The 17,705-nt window shown below is 44.1% G+C and carries 22 protein-coding genes; 18 read left to right on the plus strand and 4 right to left on the minus strand.

Features of this window, described 5'->3' with window-relative positions; genetic code table 11:
• The first annotated feature begins 26 nt into the window (after positions 1-26).
• From ACQEXR_RS12120 to ACQEXR_RS12145, 6 genes are all read left to right on the plus strand, one after another.
• Positions 27-1,079, plus strand: coding sequence for an EAL and HDOD domain-containing protein (locus ACQEXR_RS12120; protein WP_427020433.1), 1,053 nt, complete (start codon positions 27-29; stop codon positions 1,077-1,079).
• Between the two features lie 105 nt (positions 1,080-1,184).
• Positions 1,185-1,526, plus strand: coding sequence for a metalloregulator ArsR/SmtB family transcription factor (locus ACQEXR_RS12125; RefSeq protein WP_138972195.1), 342 nt, complete (start codon positions 1,185-1,187; stop codon positions 1,524-1,526).
• 25 nt (positions 1,527-1,551) lie between these two features.
• The gene (locus tag ACQEXR_RS12130; protein WP_427020423.1) at positions 1,552-2,553 is read left to right on the plus strand and encodes an ArsJ-associated glyceraldehyde-3-phosphate dehydrogenase; all 1,002 of its coding nucleotides are present in this window, start codon (positions 1,552-1,554) and stop codon (positions 2,551-2,553) included.
• Between the two features lie 11 nt (positions 2,554-2,564).
• A complete protein-coding gene (locus ACQEXR_RS12135) occupies positions 2,565-3,056 on the plus strand; it encodes a cyclin-dependent kinase inhibitor 3 family protein (protein ID WP_426953105.1) in 492 nt (163 codons plus the stop codon).
• 108 nt (positions 3,057-3,164) lie between these two features.
• Positions 3,165-4,385 carry an organoarsenical effux MFS transporter ArsJ gene (gene arsJ / locus ACQEXR_RS12140; protein WP_427020424.1) on the plus strand — a complete coding sequence of 407 codons (1,221 nt, stop codon included), beginning with the start codon at positions 3,165-3,167 and terminating at the stop codon, positions 4,383-4,385.
• Between the two features lie 97 nt (positions 4,386-4,482).
• Complete coding sequence (locus tag ACQEXR_RS12145; RefSeq protein ID WP_426953107.1) at positions 4,483-5,496, plus strand: acyltransferase; 1,014 nt, start codon at positions 4,483-4,485, stop codon at positions 5,494-5,496.
• On the opposite strand, the gene ACQEXR_RS12150 is transcribed toward ACQEXR_RS12145, so the two are convergent.
• Positions 5,493-5,822: a DUF2500 domain-containing protein gene (locus tag ACQEXR_RS12150; RefSeq protein WP_426953108.1), complete on the minus strand. Its 330-nt coding sequence runs from the start codon at positions 5,820-5,822 to the stop codon at positions 5,493-5,495. The two genes, ACQEXR_RS12145 and ACQEXR_RS12150, sit on opposite strands and share 4 nt — an antisense overlap.
• Before the next feature lie 267 nt (positions 5,823-6,089).
• Between ACQEXR_RS12150 and ACQEXR_RS12155 the strand changes: the two genes are divergently transcribed.
• The 4 genes from ACQEXR_RS12155 (at position 6,090) to ACQEXR_RS12170 (ending at position 9,021) form a co-directional block, all read left to right on the plus strand.
• The gene (locus ACQEXR_RS12155) at positions 6,090-6,455 is read left to right on the plus strand and encodes a DUF4145 domain-containing protein (RefSeq protein WP_138972189.1); all 366 of its coding nucleotides are present in this window, start codon (positions 6,090-6,092) and stop codon (positions 6,453-6,455) included.
• 937 nt (positions 6,456-7,392) lie between these two features.
• The gene (locus ACQEXR_RS12160) at positions 7,393-8,016 is read left to right on the plus strand and encodes a lysoplasmalogenase (RefSeq protein ID WP_331418003.1); all 624 of its coding nucleotides are present in this window, start codon (positions 7,393-7,395) and stop codon (positions 8,014-8,016) included.
• Between the two features lie 66 nt (positions 8,017-8,082).
• Complete coding sequence (locus ACQEXR_RS12165; RefSeq protein ID WP_426953109.1) at positions 8,083-8,319, plus strand: YecH family metal-binding protein; 237 nt, start codon at positions 8,083-8,085, stop codon at positions 8,317-8,319.
• Between the two features lie 117 nt (positions 8,320-8,436).
• Complete coding sequence (locus tag ACQEXR_RS12170) at positions 8,437-9,021, plus strand: YhgN family NAAT transporter (RefSeq protein ID WP_138971298.1); 585 nt, start codon at positions 8,437-8,439, stop codon at positions 9,019-9,021.
• Between the two features lie 64 nt (positions 9,022-9,085).
• Here ACQEXR_RS12170 and ACQEXR_RS12175 read toward each other — a convergent pair whose 3' ends face one another.
• Both ACQEXR_RS12175 and rsmD read right to left on the minus strand, forming a co-directional pair.
• The gene (locus tag ACQEXR_RS12175) at positions 9,086-9,352 is read right to left on the minus strand and encodes a DUF1145 domain-containing protein (protein ID WP_426953110.1); all 267 of its coding nucleotides are present in this window, start codon (positions 9,350-9,352) and stop codon (positions 9,086-9,088) included.
• A gap of 10 nt (positions 9,353-9,362) precedes the next feature.
• Positions 9,363-9,965 carry a 16S rRNA (guanine(966)-N(2))-methyltransferase RsmD gene (gene rsmD, locus ACQEXR_RS12180; RefSeq protein WP_138971324.1) on the minus strand — a complete coding sequence of 201 codons (603 nt, stop codon included), beginning with the start codon at positions 9,963-9,965 and terminating at the stop codon, positions 9,363-9,365.
• Positions 9,966-10,174: 209 nt separating this feature from the next.
• Here rsmD and ftsY point away from each other — a divergent pair, with 209 nt between their 5' ends.
• The 6 genes from ftsY (at position 10,175) to glpG (ending at position 15,672) form a co-directional block, all read left to right on the plus strand.
• The gene (ftsY, locus tag ACQEXR_RS12185; RefSeq protein ID WP_427020425.1) at positions 10,175-11,368 is read left to right on the plus strand and encodes a signal recognition particle-docking protein FtsY; all 1,194 of its coding nucleotides are present in this window, start codon (positions 10,175-10,177) and stop codon (positions 11,366-11,368) included.
• 48 nt (positions 11,369-11,416) lie between these two features.
• Positions 11,417-12,091: a cell division ATP-binding protein FtsE gene (ftsE, locus tag ACQEXR_RS12190; protein ID WP_138971301.1), complete on the plus strand. Its 675-nt coding sequence runs from the start codon at positions 11,417-11,419 to the stop codon at positions 12,089-12,091.
• Positions 12,081-13,049 carry a permease-like cell division protein FtsX gene (gene ftsX, locus ACQEXR_RS12195; RefSeq protein WP_426953112.1) on the plus strand — a complete coding sequence of 323 codons (969 nt, stop codon included), beginning with the start codon at positions 12,081-12,083 and terminating at the stop codon, positions 13,047-13,049. The genes ftsE and ftsX overlap by 11 nt, the downstream gene beginning before the upstream one ends.
• Before the next feature lie 182 nt (positions 13,050-13,231).
• The gene (gene rpoH / locus ACQEXR_RS12200; RefSeq protein ID WP_138971303.1) at positions 13,232-14,089 is read left to right on the plus strand and encodes an RNA polymerase sigma factor RpoH; all 858 of its coding nucleotides are present in this window, start codon (positions 13,232-13,234) and stop codon (positions 14,087-14,089) included.
• A gap of 415 nt (positions 14,090-14,504) precedes the next feature.
• Positions 14,505-14,831 carry a thiosulfate sulfurtransferase GlpE gene (gene glpE / locus ACQEXR_RS12205; protein WP_427020426.1) on the plus strand — a complete coding sequence of 109 codons (327 nt, stop codon included), beginning with the start codon at positions 14,505-14,507 and terminating at the stop codon, positions 14,829-14,831.
• 4 nt (positions 14,832-14,835) lie between these two features.
• Complete coding sequence (glpG, locus tag ACQEXR_RS12210; protein ID WP_138971305.1) at positions 14,836-15,672, plus strand: rhomboid family intramembrane serine protease GlpG; 837 nt, start codon at positions 14,836-14,838, stop codon at positions 15,670-15,672.
• Positions 15,673-15,710: 38 nt separating this feature from the next.
• Here glpG and ACQEXR_RS12215 read toward each other — a convergent pair whose 3' ends face one another.
• On the minus strand, positions 15,711-16,118 hold the full coding sequence (locus ACQEXR_RS12215; protein ID WP_138971306.1) for a flagellar basal body-associated protein FliL: 408 nt from the start codon (positions 16,116-16,118) through the stop codon (positions 15,711-15,713).
• A gap of 165 nt (positions 16,119-16,283) precedes the next feature.
• Between ACQEXR_RS12215 and ACQEXR_RS12220 the strand changes: the two genes are divergently transcribed.
• Both ACQEXR_RS12220 and ubiA read left to right on the plus strand, forming a co-directional pair.
• Positions 16,284-16,823, plus strand: a complete 540-nt coding sequence (locus ACQEXR_RS12220) for a chorismate lyase (protein ID WP_138971307.1) — start codon at positions 16,284-16,286, stop codon at positions 16,821-16,823.
• Complete coding sequence (gene ubiA, locus ACQEXR_RS12225; protein WP_331418000.1) at positions 16,824-17,678, plus strand: 4-hydroxybenzoate octaprenyltransferase; 855 nt, start codon at positions 16,824-16,826, stop codon at positions 17,676-17,678.
• The last annotated feature ends 27 nt before the right edge of the window (positions 17,679-17,705 follow it).

The raw sequence follows: 17,705 nt of genomic DNA on the forward strand, positions 1-17,705 counted from the left end.
AGCTACTGACTGATATGCAAAAGCGAATACGTGATACGTATGTAGCACGTCAACCTATCTTAAATGCTAAGCGACAAACCTTAGGGTATGAGTTGTTGTTTCGTGATGGCGAAAGCAATGCATACCCAAGTCATATCGAGTCCAACCGCGCCACCTATCGGCTGATTGTCGAAAACTTCCTATCGATTGGGACCAACCCTTGTATTGCGGCTTCTCGCTGCTTCATTAATTTCCCACACGAAAGTCTGGTGCGATTACTTCCGCTTTCGTTGCCAAAAGAGCAGATTGTGGTTGAGATTCTTGAAACCTGTATTCCCAACGATGAACTGTTCTTAGCCGTCAAAGAGATCCATGCCAATGGTTATCTGATTGCGTTAGATGACTTTGTTTACAAGCCTGAATGGGAGCGTTTTCTTCCATTGGTGCACATTGTTAAGATCGACATCATGGCAACGGGACTGGAAGAGTCTTGTGCGTTGATCAAAGAGCGATTAGCCATGGGCGTCAAACGGAAGTTCTTAGCAGAGCGAGTCGAGACAGAAGAAGAGTTTCTTGCGACTCGCTCTGCTGGTTTTTCGTTTTTTCAAGGCTACTTTTTTAGTAAGCCTGTTGTTATTCGACAGCGGTATCTTAGCCCTGAGCAGGTGATTGCGATGGACTTGTTCCGCGCTGTATGTCAGCCACAAGTGGACTTTGAGCAGATAGAAAGGATTGTCGCTCGAGATGTGGCTCTGTCATTTAAACTGTTGCGCTTCGTTAATACCATGTCGAATCGGATTGAAGTACCTATCTCATCATTTCGTCAGGCGCTGGTTTATCTGGGTCAAGACAAGCTGAAGATATTTGTGTCACTGGTGGTCGCTTCATTTGTTTCGGCTTATAAGCCAAAAGAGATTTACACCTTGTGCCTTCAGCGCGCTCAGTTCTTTCAACTAATGTCGGATGACAACCCGTTTGAGCAACTGCGCGAGCAGGCTTTCATTATTGGTTTATTTTCAATGCTTGATGCGTTGCTGGATATGCCACTCGAAGAGTTGGTTAATCAACTGCCCTTATGTAAAGCCATTAAAGTCGTTTAACCCCACTGCCCAATCATGAATTTTTTATGACAAATGCCGTTCAGGTGTTGATCAATTCATCTAATTAAATAAACATATTCGCATATCCATATATGAGTATGTTTTATGCTGCCTCACCAATTTTTCAAATTGCTTTCTGATGAGACCCGTGTTCGTTGCTTGATGTTAATCATGCGAGAAGAGTGTCTGTGTGTTGGAGAGTTGACAGAAGCACTGAAAGAGAGCCAACCGAAAGTATCACGTCATCTTGCTCAACTGCGCTCGAACGGAATTTTGGTCGATGTTCGGCAAGGTCAGTGGGTGTTTTACCGTTTGGCGAAAGACTTGCCAGGGTGGATGAACAAATTGATCGATGATTTGGTGGCTTCCAACTGCCTGAAAAAAGAATACCAGCAAGATATAGAGAGACTTCATGCAATCCAGTCTCGTCCAGTCTGCTGCCCATAGTTTTTGAAGATAAAGAGACAAAGTTATGACGATTAAAGTAGGTATCAATGGTTTCGGTCGTATTGGACGTTTAGCCCTGCGTGCTGCGTTTGATCGGCCCGAACTGGAGTTTGTTCTAATCAACGATGTTGCCGGTGACACCGCCACACTGGCTCACCTTCTAGAGTTTGATTCAGTGCAAGGACGTTGGCATCACGAGGTTGCAGTAGACGGCAATGCGATGGTGATTGATGGTCGCACTGTAGTAACGACTCAGGAGCGAGATATTGATGCCGTTGATTGGTCTGGCTGTGATGTGGTTATTGAAGCGACGGGTGTTCATCGCAAAACCGCTTTCTTAAACAAATACCTAGAGCAAGGTGTGAAACGCGTTGTTGTTTCTGCACCGGTTAAAGAGCCTGGAATTGCGAATATCGTTGTGGGAGTCAATGATGAAATCTTCGACCCTGAGATCCACCGTATTGTTACCGCCGCTTCGTGTACTACCAACTGTATCGCGCCAGTCGTTAAAGTGATCCATGAGAAGTTGGGCATTGAGCAATCTTCATTTACGACTATCCATGATTTGACGAATACTCAAACCATTCTCGATGCACCCCACAAGGATCTACGTCGTGCCCGCGCATGTGGCATGAGCTTAATCCCAACCACGACGGGCAGTGCGACGGCGATCGTTGAGATTTTCCCTGAGTTGAAAGGCAAAATTAATGGTCATGCAGTCCGTGTTCCGTTAGCCAACGCGTCACTAACGGACATCATTTTTGATGTCAAACGCGATACCACAGCGCAAGAGGTGAATGCCTTGCTAAAAGCAGCTTCTCAAGGGGAGCTGAAGGGTATTCTGGGCTTTGAAGAGCGACCTCTGGTGTCGATTGACTATAAAGGTGATCAACGCTCAACCATCGTTGATGCTCAGTCAACCATGGTTGTGGGTACCCGCATGGTGAAAATTTACGCTTGGTACGACAATGAGATGGGCTACGCGACGCGCACTGCGGAACTGGTTCGTAAAGTCGGTCTGGCGTAAGGAGAGAGACAATGACACACCCATCTTGGCAGCTTGATTTAGAAGCTGGTGCTTTGATTCTTACCCCATGTCCTGGAACAAAAGGCGTAGATCTAGCCGATTCACTGGCTCAACTGAAAGAGCAAGGTGTGCAGGCGATTGTGACTGCACTGGATAACGCAGAACTTGCAAGCAAAGATGTCTCCGCACTCGGTGAAATAACACAGCAAATGGGGATGCAGTGGTTCCAGATAGAGATTGAGGATGACTGCGCTCCGGCCGGTGATTTTATTAACAAATGGCAGCAAGCGAGTCCTAAGTTACACCAGATTGTCGACAACGGAGGCAAAGTTGCCATGCACTGTATGGGAGGCTCTGGACGCACTGGACTATTTGCCGCCCATCTCTTGTTAGAAAAAGGATGGCAACTGGAAGAGATTGTAGAAGCGGTACAGGCACTACGCCCTGGTGCTTTTACTAAGTCTGTTCAGGTCGATTACATCAAAGCGGTAGCTGAAAAATAGCGACGAAAAGAGCTTTTGGTCTATTGGTGTCTAAAAGCTCTTATTGCTCTATTTTCGCTAGCACTCTTTTGTGTGATTAGATAGCAAGTAAACAAGGTTAGGTTGTCTATGTTCGCAAATCTGAGTAAAAACGTGCGCCAATATATGCTGGTGACGTTTAACTACTGGAACTTCACCATTACTGATGGTGCACTCAGAATGCTGGTCGTGCTCTATTTCCACAGTCTTGGCTACAGCACTCTAGAAATTGCGTCGCTATTTCTGTTTTATGAGTTTTTTGGTGTTGTCACTAACCTTATCGGCGGATGGTTGGGAGCGCGTCTTGGCTTAAATAAGACGATGAACATTGGTTTGGGCATACAGATTTTCGCCTTAGCCATGCTTGCGGTACCGACCAGTTGGCTGACGATTCCCTGGGTGATGATGGCTCAAGCACTATCGGGTATCGCAAAAGATCTCAACAAAATGAGCGCCAAAAGTTCCATAAAAACATTGGTGCCTGATGAACAGCAAGGTTCTCTCTATAAATGGATAGCGATTCTCACCGGTTCAAAAAACGCTTTGAAAGGTGCTGGATTCTTTATTGGTGGATTGTTGCTGTCGTTAGTGGGTTTTAAATATGCAGTACTGCTTATGGCTGGTGTACTGAGCTTAGTGTTTATCGGTAGTCTTGTTGGGTTAGAAAGTGATTTGGGTAAAGCGAAAACTAAACCAAAGTTTAAGCAGATTTTTTCCAAGTCAGAGCCTATCAATATTCTTTCAGCGGCGCGTATGTTCCTGTTTGGTGCTCGAGATGTATGGTTTGTTATCGCGTTACCGATTTATCTTGGTAGTGTGTTTGGCTGGGATCATTTATGGGTTGGCGGGTTCTTGGCTGCGTGGACCATTGCTTATGGGATTGTACAGGGGATAGCGCCAAAGATTACGGGTAAGGCAGAGGGCAAAGTTCCTGACGGGCATGCTGCTATGCTGTGGGCTGGTGGTTTGGCGGTAGTGACCGGTTGTATTGCCTACGCTGTTCAGATTGGTTGGCAACCTGAGCTGGTGATTGTCGGTGGCTTGCTGCTATTTGGTGCAATCTTTGCGGTGAACTCATCATTGCACTCTTATTTGATTGTTAGCTACGCCAAAGAGGATGGGGTTTCCTTGGATGTTGGTTTTTACTATATGGCCAACGCCATGGGGCGTCTTATTGGAACGATCCTTTCTGGTTGGGTGTTTCAGATGGCGGGTCTTTCGGCGTGTTTGTGGGTGTCATTTGCATTTCTAGCGTTAACAACGATGATTTCTTTGAAATTGCCGAAAATCGAACACGTTGCATCAGCTTAACATTATCAACTATTCATGACTGAAAGCTGACCAAGGTTGTACTTTGGTCAGCTTTTTTATTGCTATATTCAGTAAGTTAGTTTGCAAAGGGTTAGGTATGAGAGAAAGAGTCCATTTTTTTGACTTGCTACGATGCGTAGCAGCGGTAGCGGTGATCGCTATTCATGTCCTTGCCCCTTATCGATACGAACTGGGTCTCATCCCATTTAACCAATGGGCGACGGCGGTTGGAGTCAATAGCGTAACGCGCTGGGCGGTGCCCGTTTTTATTCTTATCACAGGCGCTTTGATGCTGAGTGATAAGCGGCCATTTGACTTTAAGTACTATGTGAAACGTCGATTAGGCAAAGTGCTATTGCCTTTTATTGTCTGGTCATTGTTTTATGCATTTCTAGCAGGTTGGAGCCTGAACGGATTTGACAGCCAGCAAACTCAGTCTCTACTTGAAAACAGCCTGACACACGCTACTTATTACCATCTGGGATTTTTTTACTACTTTATCCCGCTCTATTTTGTGATTCCGTTTTTTCAGTTTGTCATTAGACAATATGGCGAGAGCTCACTCTATGCCTACGTCGCTATCTGGCTGGGTACTACGTTACTCTACCTTACAGGTATCGATGGTGTGTGGAGCAATCAAATGTGGCTCTATAGCGGCTATCTTCCTCTTGGATACTTGCTCTACCAACGTGTGCCGCTAAGCAAAGAATACGTGATGATTTTCGCTGTGCTCGGAGCCATTGCCCTATTTGTCACAGGCTTTATGGTCATAACCAATAGTGTAGTGGCCGAAGAATATACGGTAGGACGTTGGCTATCCTATAAAACACTTAACGTTGTCATCGCGGCGAGCATGGTGTTTATGTTGTGCCGTTATTTTGGCGAAGGCTTATCATCCCAAGCCAATCGAGTGATTGGGTTCATTAGCAGTCATAGCTTGGGCATCTATATTTTGCATCCAATCGTGTTATGGCCGATGAAAGAGTTCGCTTGGCATCAGGGACATCCCGCCTGGGTTATCCCTGTATGGATAATAATTAGTGGTTGTGGCTCTCTTGCAATGAGTTCGCTACTGGCGAGATCGGCTTATACACGTTGGCTGTTGCCTTAACGCTTTAAAGCAAAGTGGAGAAACTTGGCACCTTGATAAGTGAGCGTACCTTGATCGCCCGGATTTAAGGCATGGAAATAGTGGATACCAACCTGAAATTCACGTTTAGGACCAATTTTTCCTTTTTGAACATAGATCCAATATTCTTGGTCATCTTGGCCAGGCTTCGGATCATCAACTGTAATTGCCTGTTTATCGAGGATGGTCACTTCGACTGTTTGTTGTGGGGCATTTTCACCCTGAATGTGCTTACGGTAGAAATGGACAAATGTCCATCCACTTATAAGCGCAAAAAGGGCGATAGCAATAGAAAGAGTGAGAGGCATAGTTTTCGTCCCTTTTACTAAACGCAGCCATTTTAACGTGATTTCACTAGATAGTCTGGGCACGGCTCTTGCTGTAAAAACAAAACAGCAAGATGGAATGCTTTTTTCGAGTCATATCACATGCTGCCACAGGGGGAAGGGAAGTAATTTAGTTGATTAGCTATTGATTCATTTACATAAATTAACTTGCAACTTGTAGAAAAAATGGGACAGTAGATAGAACAAGTAACAATTACCCCCTAAACTTAGTAGCGATGGAGGGAAACTATGTCTGATATTGAAAAAGTGGTCACTCGAACACGCAAGATCGAGAAGCTTCTTCGGACGCAATATCATGCAGACGGTAAGGGACTGCATCAGCTTATTACCAGTTGTGAAGAAAGACTTCCTCACGATGTAATAGGTAAGCTGAGATATATCGCAACGATTCGCAATAAAATCGTGCATGAAGAAGATTACAAACTAGATAGTCGCAAAGAGTTTCTAGCCGCTTGTGATGAATGTGAAAAAGAGCTGACACCTAGGAGTAGCCGTTTCATCTGGAGAGCAGCTATAACCTTGATGACTTTAATCACTCTTGCGGCATTATTGTTCTATTATGCTCATTGGGACGTGTTGTCGAAACATTTGTAGAGTAATTGCTAAAAACGACCTTTATTTTTTAAGTGTTAAACTTAGACATACAGAGTATTTTTGAATCAAAGTGATGGTTTAAAACCCAATAAAAACAAAAAGGGACGCTAATGCGTCCCTTTTTGTTTTTAATAATTTCTTAGTACATCATCGGCAGTGTCATTAGGCCTACGACTACTGCGATCATTACAAGTCCTTGTTTTTGTGAAGAAGAAATCATGGCACTGCTCCTTTAAATTGATGTTTAACAATGTGTGACTAACAATAGCAGTGTTTTGGTGGTTAGATCAAGTGATTTGATCGCTAGTCCTTAAAAAAGATACTTTTCTATCGTTGTTTTCGATGAATTTCGAAGGTTAATTTGTTTTTTGATAGTTTTGTAACCGCTCAATATGCCAGCTAATTGCTTTGTTTTTGTTTTTTAAGTTGTTGATTTATAATGATTGGTGTTGTTTTTTCTCATTGGGTGAGATGACTTTTTCTATACTTTTGGTTGGTTCGTCATGTCATTGTTAGGGATGGTCAAAAGTTCATTTTAAGTTTCTATATGACTCTGTTTTGGCGCTCAGTCTAAAAATTATACTGGGTGATTTGGTTGGTTTATATGAGAAAACTTCATGTTTTGAATGAGGGGGTTTTCTGTGCTTTCTGTTAAGTTATTAATTTTTAATGATTTAATTTTAGGGTGAAAAATGTGCTACGTTTGGTTCTTATTTTTTACTGCGATTGGTCGATCTGAAGCGTGCTAGATAAAGATATACTGAAATTCTCATCCATTGAGAACATTGTGAGCAAAAAGCAATACTGATGGTGATTCACAGAAGTCGGCTTGGTTGACGGCGAGAAGTATTATCGAGATCCAAATTTTGCCCTTCTACGGTAGACATCTTGACGACTCTGCCTACACTAGCACCTCAAATTTTCTTGAGGTGTTCGAATGTGGAGCTGGCTATCTGTTGCTCTTTCGGGATATATCAGTATTTCTGCGAGTGAAAGTAATCACGTAAGACAAGCAGCGATGTTTAAAACAATGTCGTTGCTTATGTTGTTGGTCATGCTCTGGAGTCAAAATGCTCTGGTTGGCATCGATGCGTGGTGGGTATCACTTGGTTTGCTCGTTTCTATGGCGGCGGATTGGCTCTATCTTGTAAAGCGTCACCTAAAGTTGTGTTTTGTCGGCTTTGTCACCGCCCAGCTCTGCTATGGTGCCTCTTTTTGGGTGAAGTTGTCAGGTGATATCGTGTGGTGGTTGCCTGCAATGCTATTAGGCGTTGCAATCGTGAGCTTCTTTCTTCTACTGCCCAAAATAGATCGACTTATTTTCCCTGTCGTTATGATGGGAATCGCACTGTTACAGCTCAATTGGGCTGCCGGTGAAGTGTGGTTGCTTAATGGCGGCATTGCCAATGGTTTAGGTTTCGTTGGAACAGTGACGTTAACATTATCGGCAGTGCTACTCGCAATCAGTGATTACCGTCCCTCAATGTATCGGGGACGTTACCTTGTCTCTGGTAGCTATCTCCTTGCTCACTCACTTATCACGGCTTCTCTGATTATTTAAAATCAAAGAAAATATCGATGAAGCATGTATTCTTGATCGGTCTATTACCTTTAGTGAGGAAGTTCCATGACAACCGAAATTCATGCCCATAACGTTCTAAACTTATTGCGAGAGCAGCCTATGTCTAAATCAGACTTAGAGCAGGCGATAAGCGAAGCATTTGGTGAGCGAGCACGTTTTCGTACATGTAAGTGCAATGGATTTACGCTGGAAACACTACTCGAGTTTTTTATCGATCGCGAGAAAGTGATCGTACAAGATGGTATCTGGATGGTGAATGCAGAGAGAGTGTGCAGTCATTAATTATGACTCGATACCACCGTTAAGATAATTTCTGTCAATGTCTCCAAATCGTCTGGTGAGCTTGTTATACTTCGCCGAATTTTTAGTGCTTGATATATAACGTTTTGGAGACCTCTTATGGACATTCTTTCCGCCGCGACCATGCTGTTTCTAATCATGGACCCGCTTGGCAATCTTCCTATTGTCCTATCGATCCTAAAACATCTCGATCCCAAGCGCAGACGTAAAGTACTTATTCGCGAGTTGATTTTTGCGCTTGCGATTCTGATGCTGTTCTTGTTTGCAGGTAAGACGATTCTTAACTTCTTGCACGTTCAACCTGAAACGTTAAGCATTTCAGGTGGCATCATCCTATTTATTATTGCAATTAAGATGATATTTCCTAGTGCAGGTAGTATTACTGGCCTAGCCGCGGGTGAGGAGCCCTTTATCGTGCCGATGGCTATCCCGATGATTGCAGGGCCATCAGTTATTGCCGCTCTGTTGCTGCTTTCAAGCCAGTACCCGAACAATTTACTTGAGCTTTCTGCTGCTGTGTTGCTCGCGTGGAGCGTGACCTTCTTTATTCTAATGTTCTACAGTTTCTTCCACCGTATATTGGGAGAACGTGGCCTAAAAGCGATAGAGCGTTTAATGGGCTTGCTACTGATCATGATCTCTACCCAGATGTTCTTAGATGGTGTGAAGAGTTATCTTGCTTAGCGTTGAAACGTAAAAATAAAAATGCCGCTCTATTTGGAGCGGCATTTTTTTGTTTCAGGAATGGTTAGGTCATGTGCTTACGGCGAATATCAAGTAGGGCGAAGATACCAAAGATCAGTATTGACCATTTTTCCCAACTGCTCATTTTAATTTTGTCGCCAAATGCGCCAATGAAAATCGCCATTTGCAAACCATGCATAATGAACAGGAATGCTGTCATGATGTAGAGCGCGATAGCTGCTTTGCCAGGAAACGGCATAAAGAAGTTCAAGATTAGAATAAACCAGACAAAGCCTATTGCGGCTTTGGCCAGAAGAATCAGTGCTTTCATCAAAATTTCCTTATTGATCTGCTTGTCTTTCGAATAGTCGATAGCTGACCTGACCAGCTGTTTTCTCACGGTGTAAGTGCCAGTGAGCAGGGATGGAGTCAAGGCTCAATTCTTTTTCAGTCTCGACATAAATCATAGCGTCATCCGTTAACCAGCCATGACTTTCAAGTAGGGCAACGGTTTCATCCAGTAAGCCTTTGCGAAATGGCGGATCAATAAATACGACATGATGAGGTGTGCCCGGCTGTTTAAGAAAGCTAATTGCATCAGTATTATGAGCTGTCAGATTGCTGGCATTTAATGAAGCAATGTTTTTCTCAATTTGTTTAAACGCGTTAGGGTTTAACTCGATAAGTGTCACCATCTCTGCTTGGCGTGAAGCGGCTTCAAAACCGAGTCCACCAGAGCCAGCGAACAGATCGAGGCATTTAGCGCGGGGAACATCTTGAGCGATCCAGTTAAACAGTGTTTCTTTGACGCGATCTGTTGTTGGTCTTAGTCCTTCGGCATCATGAACAGGCAGTTTTCTTCCTCTCCATAAGCCGCTAATAATACGAACAAAGCCGGTTGAAGGCTTTTTTTGTGATGTGTTTTGCTGGCGACGTCTTACCATAGATTTTTTGACCGCTAATAAAGTGATACTATAGCCAGTCGCTCTGCTGTTGAGCGCTAACATACAGCCCAAATTTGTTGATGACAAAGTGTATACCAACACTCTGGCAGTGAAAACTTTTCACTTTGTTGTCATTTTGCTTTTTTCAGTGTGGATAATGCCCGCAGAAAAAAGTCTGAGTTAATTAAGACGATCTAGGATAGCCCCAGATGACGGAAAAAAAGAAGCGCGGATTACTCTCTTGGCTTGGCTTTGGTGATGAAGAACAAGCAAAACAACCCGTAGAAGAACAAACAACGACTGACGAACAACAAGATGAGCAGCAAGCCGTTGTTGACGAACCAATTGAAGACAAAAAGGCTGAACTAGCAGAAGCAGAAGCAGAAGCAGAAGCAGAAGCAGAAGCAATAGTTGAACCTGTTGAAGAGCTTGAAACGCCACAAGCGGTTGAACCGCGTGTCGTGGAACAGGAAAAACCGACGGAAAGTTTCTTTGCTCGTTTGAAACGCAGTCTTGCACGCACCAAAGCCAACATTGGTGCTGGCTTCTTTGGTTTGTTCAAAGGTAAGCAGATTGATGATGAGCTGTTTGAAGAGCTGGAAGAACAGCTTCTTATTGCAGATGTGGGCATGGATACCACATTAAAAATCATTGAAAACCTAACAGAAAAAGCATCACGTCAGGAACTAAAAGACGGTGAAGCACTCTATGGACTTCTAAAAGAAGAAATGGCAGAGATCTTGTCGAACGTCGAGAAACCGCTAGAAGTAGACAGTTCTAAAGCGCCTTACGTGATCTTAATGGTTGGCGTGAATGGTGTAGGTAAAACAACCACGATCGGTAAACTGGCTAAACAGTTCCAAGCTGAAGGTAAAAAAGTGATGCTTGCGGCAGGGGATACGTTCCGTGCTGCGGCAGTAGAACAACTTCAAGTTTGGGGTGAGCGAAACAATGTACCCGTAGTCGCACAGCACACTGGCGCAGATAGTGCTTCAGTGATCTACGACGCGATAGAGTCCGCTAAAGCGAAAGGTGTAGATGTGGTGATTGCTGACACAGCAGGTCGCTTACAGAATAAATCTAACTTGATGGAAGAGCTGCGTAAGATCGTCCGTGTAATGCAAAAGATTGATGGCTCAGCTCCTCATGAAATCATGTTGACCTTAGATGCTGGTACTGGTCAAAACGCGATTAGCCAAGCTAAGTTGTTTAGTGATGTTGCACCGCTTACAGGTATCACCTTGACTAAGTTGGATGGTACCGCAAAAGGTGGTGTGATCTTCGCACTGGCTGACCAGTTCCAGATTCCAATTCGTTACATTGGGGTCGGTGAAGGTATCGACGATCTACGTCCATTTGAAACTCAAGAGTTCATTGACGCTCTATTCAGTCGTGAAGACTAGAGTAAACACAAAGACCAATTGAAGAAACTCAGTTAAGAGGGATTTCGGGTGATAAAATTTCAGCAAGTGAGTAAGGCTTACCGTGGTGGTCGACAGGCGTTACAGAAGGTCGATTTTCATCTTCGTAGAGGTGAGATGGCCTTTCTTGGTGGCCATTCAGGAGCCGGTAAAAGTACTCTGCTTAAATTGATTTGTGCCATTGAGCGACCAACGGATGGAAAAATCAGTTTCAATGACCATGACATTACTCGAATCCCTAATAAAGACATCCCATTTTTGCGTCGCAACATTGGTATTGTGTTTCAGGATCATCGCTTGTTGATGGACCGAACCGTCTACGACAATGTCGCGCTGCCGATGCGAATTGAATCCATCTCTGAAAATGAGATCAAACGTCGTGTCTCCGCAGCCTTGGATAAGACGGGCCTGCTAGATAAAGCCAAGTGCTTACCGAGCCAACTGTCCGGTGGTGAACAACAGCGAGTCGGCATAGCACGTGCGGTGGTCAATCGTCCTACTCTGTTACTTGCAGATGAACCAACGGGTAATCTCGACCCTGAGTTGTCTAATCGAGTGTTGAAACTGTTTGAAGAGTTTAACCGTGCCGGAGTGACGATCCTACTGGCTACACACGATATTGGGTTAGTAAATACTCGCCCACAATACCGTCATCTTGAATTAAACCAAGGTTTTCTCAGTGAGGTAGAAGACTATGGCCATTAATGCTCGCAATAAAAGCGCTAAAGCATCACGAACGAACAATCGCGTTAAGAAAGACAACTTTTTTGCTGTCCATTTCAAGCAAGCTAAAGCTTCGTTAGGTGAGTTTTGGTTAAGACCAATGGGCAACATCTTAACCTTGGCAGTTATCTCTATGGCATTGGCCATGCCATCGGCTCTTTACTTACTGGGTAAGAATATCTCTGCGGCATCAAGTAATGTTACCAGCCCATCGCAAGTAAGTGCTTACATAAAAGAGAGCACCCCTGAAGCTAGGATCATGGTGCTAAAAGACCAGATCGAAAGCATGGAGGATGTGGCTGAAGTGAACTACATCTCACCTCAGCAGGGATTGGATGATTTAAGTCAGTATTCAGGCTTTGAACATGCCTTGAGCTTGCTTGATGATTATGCACTACCTGGTGTGTTGGTCATCACGCCAAGTAAAGATGACAATCAAATGATTAAGCAGCTTGTTCAGCGTATTAGCGATGAAGAGGGCATTACTGATGTTCGTTTGGATGAGGATTGGCTCGCTCGCTTAGATGCGATTAAGAACCTTGTCAGCGGAATTGTCATTACCCTATCTTTGCTGATGCTTGCCTCTGTATTCTTAATTGTCGGCAACACTCTACGTTTTAATGTGTTAGCGAATAAAGAAGAGATCCAGACAATGAAGCTGATTGGTGCAACGAACAGCTACATTTTACGCCCTTATCTCTACTCTGGCATGTGGTTTGGTTTACTCGGTGCGGTTAGCGCGTGGATTTTGACTGCGATAATCACAGTTTTGCTCAATAGCAGTGTGGAGAAATTGGCCCTTCTGTATGATAGTCACTTCAGATTAGTTGGCCTTAGCTGGGATGAGTCGCTACTGCTAGTAATGCTTGGAACCTTCTTAGGTTGCCTAGCCGCGAAGGTATCTGCGCAGCGCCACTTAAAAGAGATCGAGCCAGTTTAATTTGAACTGATTGACTTTGTGGAGGTCATACTATTGAAAAAGTAGACGCTACCGTGTACTTTTTCCCTTGTATAGACATTTTGTTTATGCATAATTACTTTCGCAGCTTGAAACCTGTTCATTTTAGGTTCAAGATTGATGGGTTAAAAAATACTCCAGATCAGAGATTGATGAGGAAATGAATGACTAACCAAGCATATCCAATGGCAGTAGTTACGCAAGATAGCTTAGATAGCTACATCCGTTCAGTAAACAGCTACCCAATGCTGACGGCTGATGAGGAACGTGAACTGGCCGAGAGACTGCATTATGACGGTGAAATTGAGGCGGCAAAAGGTTTGATCCTTTCGCACCTTCGCTTTGTCGTGCACGTCGCTCGTGGTTATTCTGGTTATGGCCTACCAATGGCTGACCTTGTTCAAGAAGGCAATATCGGTTTGATGAAAGCGGTTAAACGTTTTAACCCTGAAGTCGGCGTTCGCCTTGTATCCTTTGCCGTTCATTGGATCAAAGCTGAAATCCATGAATACGTTCTGCGTAACTGGCGAATTGTTAAAATCGCTACAACCAAAGCTCAGCGTAAACTGTTCTTCAACCTACGTAAGTCTAAAAAGCGTTTAGGTTGGTTTAATAACGGTGAAGTAGAGACTGTAGCAAGAGAACTCGGTGTCGAACCTTCAGAAGTCCGTGAAATGGAATCTCGTCTAGCTGCGCAAGATGCGGCATTTGAGATGCCAATGGATGAAGATGACTCAAGTAACTCATACACAGCTCCAATGGTGTATCTTGAAGATAAAGCGTCTGATGTTGCAGACAACATTGAAGCGGCTAACTGGGAAGCGCATACCAACAATCGCTTGAGCTTAGCACTTAAATCTCTGGATGAACGTAGTCAGCACATTGTTCGTTCACGTTGGCTTGATGATAATAAGTCTACTCTGCAAGAACTCGCGGAAACTTACAGCGTATCTGCAGAGCGTATTCGTCAGCTAGAGAAGAATGCGATGAAAAAACTGAAAGCTGCAGTTGGCGAATTTTAATTACTAGCACGACAGCTGATAGATTGGTAAAGCCGAGGTCTTATGATCTCGGCTTTTTTATTTGTGATCGCTTTCTAAAATAATCCACTGCCAAGATGATCGTTGTGGCTTCAGTAGCCTGTGGGTAAGTCTGTGGTAAATTTCTTTGCTATCTGTCAGAAAGCAGGGTGAATCAAGTCATTTGAGCATGATTGACGGTGGGGATAATTTTTTCTTTACTCACAATCAAATAAGGATCATCACTACATATTGTGGATCCATTTTCAATAAAACACTTTATCAACGCAATCCACAGATTTATCCACAATTGGTGAATTTATGATCACGGGTGGATAACCTTACTTCTCCCGTGTACTTGTTGAGCACTGGATAGGTTACAATGATGCTTGATAATAATGATGAAAAGAGAAAGTTTATGGACCAGTACAAACATATCGATGTCAATAGCGCACAAAGCCTTATGGAACAAGGTGAAGCTCGTATGGTCGATATTCGTGACCCGCAATCTTTTGCCGTCGCACATGCTCAAGATGCCTTCCATTTAACCAACGAAACTATGGTAGCGTTTATGGATAGCGTTGAATTTGAGCAGCCAGTTTTGGTGATGTGTTACCACGGCATCAGTAGCCAAGGTGCGGCACAGTATTTAGTTAACCAAGGCTTTGAGCAGGTGTATAGTGTAGATGGTGGCTTCGAAGCCTGGCAGCGAGCTCAACTGCCCACTGAATCAAATTTAGGATAGCGTTATGCATAAACTGATCTCTCTCAACCATCCGAGAATGGCACAGGCATTTATTGATTACATGGCGTCTCGCCAAATTGATATCAAAATGATGCCCGAGGGAGAGGGGCAGTTTGCATTATGGCTAACCGATAGTCAGCATCAAGTCGAAGCGGAAGCTGAACTCCAGCAATTTCTTGATAATCCTAACGCGAGTAAGTACCAAGCGGCTTCTTGGGATATGGCTGAGACTCGTCAAAACCATTTTAAGTACCAATCACCAAGTATGTTGGCGATGGTTAAGGCCAAAGCAGGTCCGCTAACGCTCTTGGTTATGGCGTCATGTATTGCGATTTTTGTTCTACAGCAGTTTGGCGCCGGTAATGCCGTTTTTGCTGCGCTTCATTTCCCTGCATTTTCAGGTCAAGAGTGGCAAATCTGGCGGTGGTTTAGTCATGCGCTGCTCCATTTCTCCGTCATGCATATTGCGTTTAATTTGCTGTGGTGGTGGCAGCTAGGTGGCGATATTGAACAAAAGCTGGGCTCTGGCAAGGTGCTGCAACTGTTTTTGCTATCCGCAGCACTATCAGGCATTGGCCAATTCTGGGTTGAAGGTGCGAATTTCGGTGGTTTATCTGGTGTAGTGTATGCGTTGGTGGGATATCTATGGGTAGTGGGTTATAAAGCCCCACAATTGGGTCTGGGGATGCCAAAGCCCGTCATCGGATTTATGCTTGTTTGGTTAGTTCTCGGGTTTGTTCAGCCTTTTATGGCGATAGCCAATACGGCTCATCTTGTAGGCCTACTATCTGGTGTGCTGATGGGAGCGGTGGATGCTGGGCGGGCTAATTCACGCAGATAAAGAAAACGGCGTATGCACGCCGTCCATCCTTAGACGATTTACTGGTAGAGGTATTTTGTGAAGAGCAGATCGGCGATGATTGTTTTGCCTGTTTCTGGCAGTAGCGTCGCGTTGAGTTGTTCGACCAAGGTTTTACGTAAATCTTCACGTCCTGCTAATGACGTAATGGTCTCTTCAGACTGCTTCCCTAATAGCTCAATTACAGCATCGCGAATTAAGGGTTGATGTAATTCAATCACGGCAAGATCCGTTTGACTGGCAACCATGATGTCGATTCGAACCTGTATATAACCCAACTTTTTACCTTTAGTGAAAAAATTGGTGGTTAAATCAGGTTCAAGGGTGAAATAAGCCAGTTTGGGGACGCCTTCTTCTTCCGCTATCGCAGGGAGACTGATCAACAGACTCCAAGCGACAAAAATTTGGGCTAGGTAACGTTTAATCATATTTATAACTTTTCTTTCTTCCAATCACGATACTCGAATCGCCAGAGTCTTGTTACAATAGAGCATCTATTTGTAATGAAAATGCGTTAAGCACTCGTTGTGGTGGTTAACATCAGAGATCGAAGCTTTATTGTACGCTGATAAGGCTACTTATTGAATACTAGTATGAATCAATCGACTGCGCTTTATTTATCTGCGTTACGCCAAGTTGAATGGCAGGATCCAGAGTATTTTAGCTTCCCTACACAAAGTGCAAAAAAGTGGTTGCTAGAACAGGGCTCACTGTCACGTTTATTAGAGTCTTATTGCCAATCTTTAACTGTCGACTTACTGCACAACAAGATTGTCAAAGCGGAAAAACTGAACTCACAAGAAATTGCGCTTCTCGCTCAAGAAGAGTGCTTGTTGCGCAAGGTTGTTCTCAAAGGCGATGGCTGCGCTTGGGTTATTGGGAGAACGTTAATCCCTCATTCGTCAATGTTGGAGCAAGAGTATGACTTGGCTCAGCAAGGAGAAATCCCCCTTGGACTAACGGTATTTAGTGCCAGTAATGTCAAACGGGACGCCTTGCAGGTTGGGGTCGTTGAAGTTGATGAACAACCCTTACTCGCTCGCCGCTCACGGTTGTGGATGAATCACAAACCATTGTTAGTTGCAGAACTATTTTTGCCTACAGCGCCCATCTACTCAGGGGAGAGTGTTTGAATGACGGCGGATAAAGCGCTGGCTTATTGGCAACTTATGCGCATGGATAAGCCGATTGGAACCTTGTTGCTATTGTGGCCAACACTTTGGGCATTGATTATTTCTGCTCAAGGGATGCCAAGTTTAAAGGTTCTACTGGTTTTTGTTTTGGGTGTTATTTTTATGCGTGCGGCGGGTTGTGTGATTAATGACTTTGCTGATCGTAAGGTTGATGGCCATGTTAAGCGCACCAAACAGAGACCTTTGCCTTCTGGTCGAGTGACTTCAAAGGAAGCTTTGGCTCTCTTTGCTCTCTTGGCCGTCAGTTCATTTGCTTTAGTGTTGAGTATGAATACGCTGACAATTCAGCTCTCTTTCGTCGGTATTGTTCTTGCCTTCATCTATCCGTTCATGAAGCGTTTTACTCACCTGCCGCAGCTCTTTCTTGGGCTAGCGTTTAGTTGGTCGATTCCGATGGCATGGGCTGCACAAGCGAATGAAATGCCAGTGATGGTTTGGTTTATATTCGCCATTAATGCACTGTGGACGATTGCTTACGATACTCAGTATGCGATGGTTGATAGAGATGATGACCTTAAGATTGGTATCAAGTCGACGGCAATCCTATTTGGACGATTTGATAAGATGGTGATCGGTTCCCTTCAGCTTGTCACCTTGGTGATGCTGATGTTTGTTGGCACTTGGTATCAACTTGGATCTAGCTACTACTGGAGTCTGCTGGTGGTAGGGGCACTGTTTGTGTTCCAGCAGCATCTTATTCGCCACCGTGATCGTGACCTTTGCTTCAGAGCCTTCTTAAATAACAACTATGTCGGAATGGTCATCACCATAGGGTTATTTATCGCATTTTGGTAAAAGAAAGGCATCCATAGGATGCCTTTT

The organism is Vibrio sp. TRT 2004 (genome assembly GCF_050113735.1).
In the GTDB taxonomy this organism is placed as follows: domain Bacteria; phylum Pseudomonadota; class Gammaproteobacteria; order Enterobacterales; family Vibrionaceae; genus Vibrio.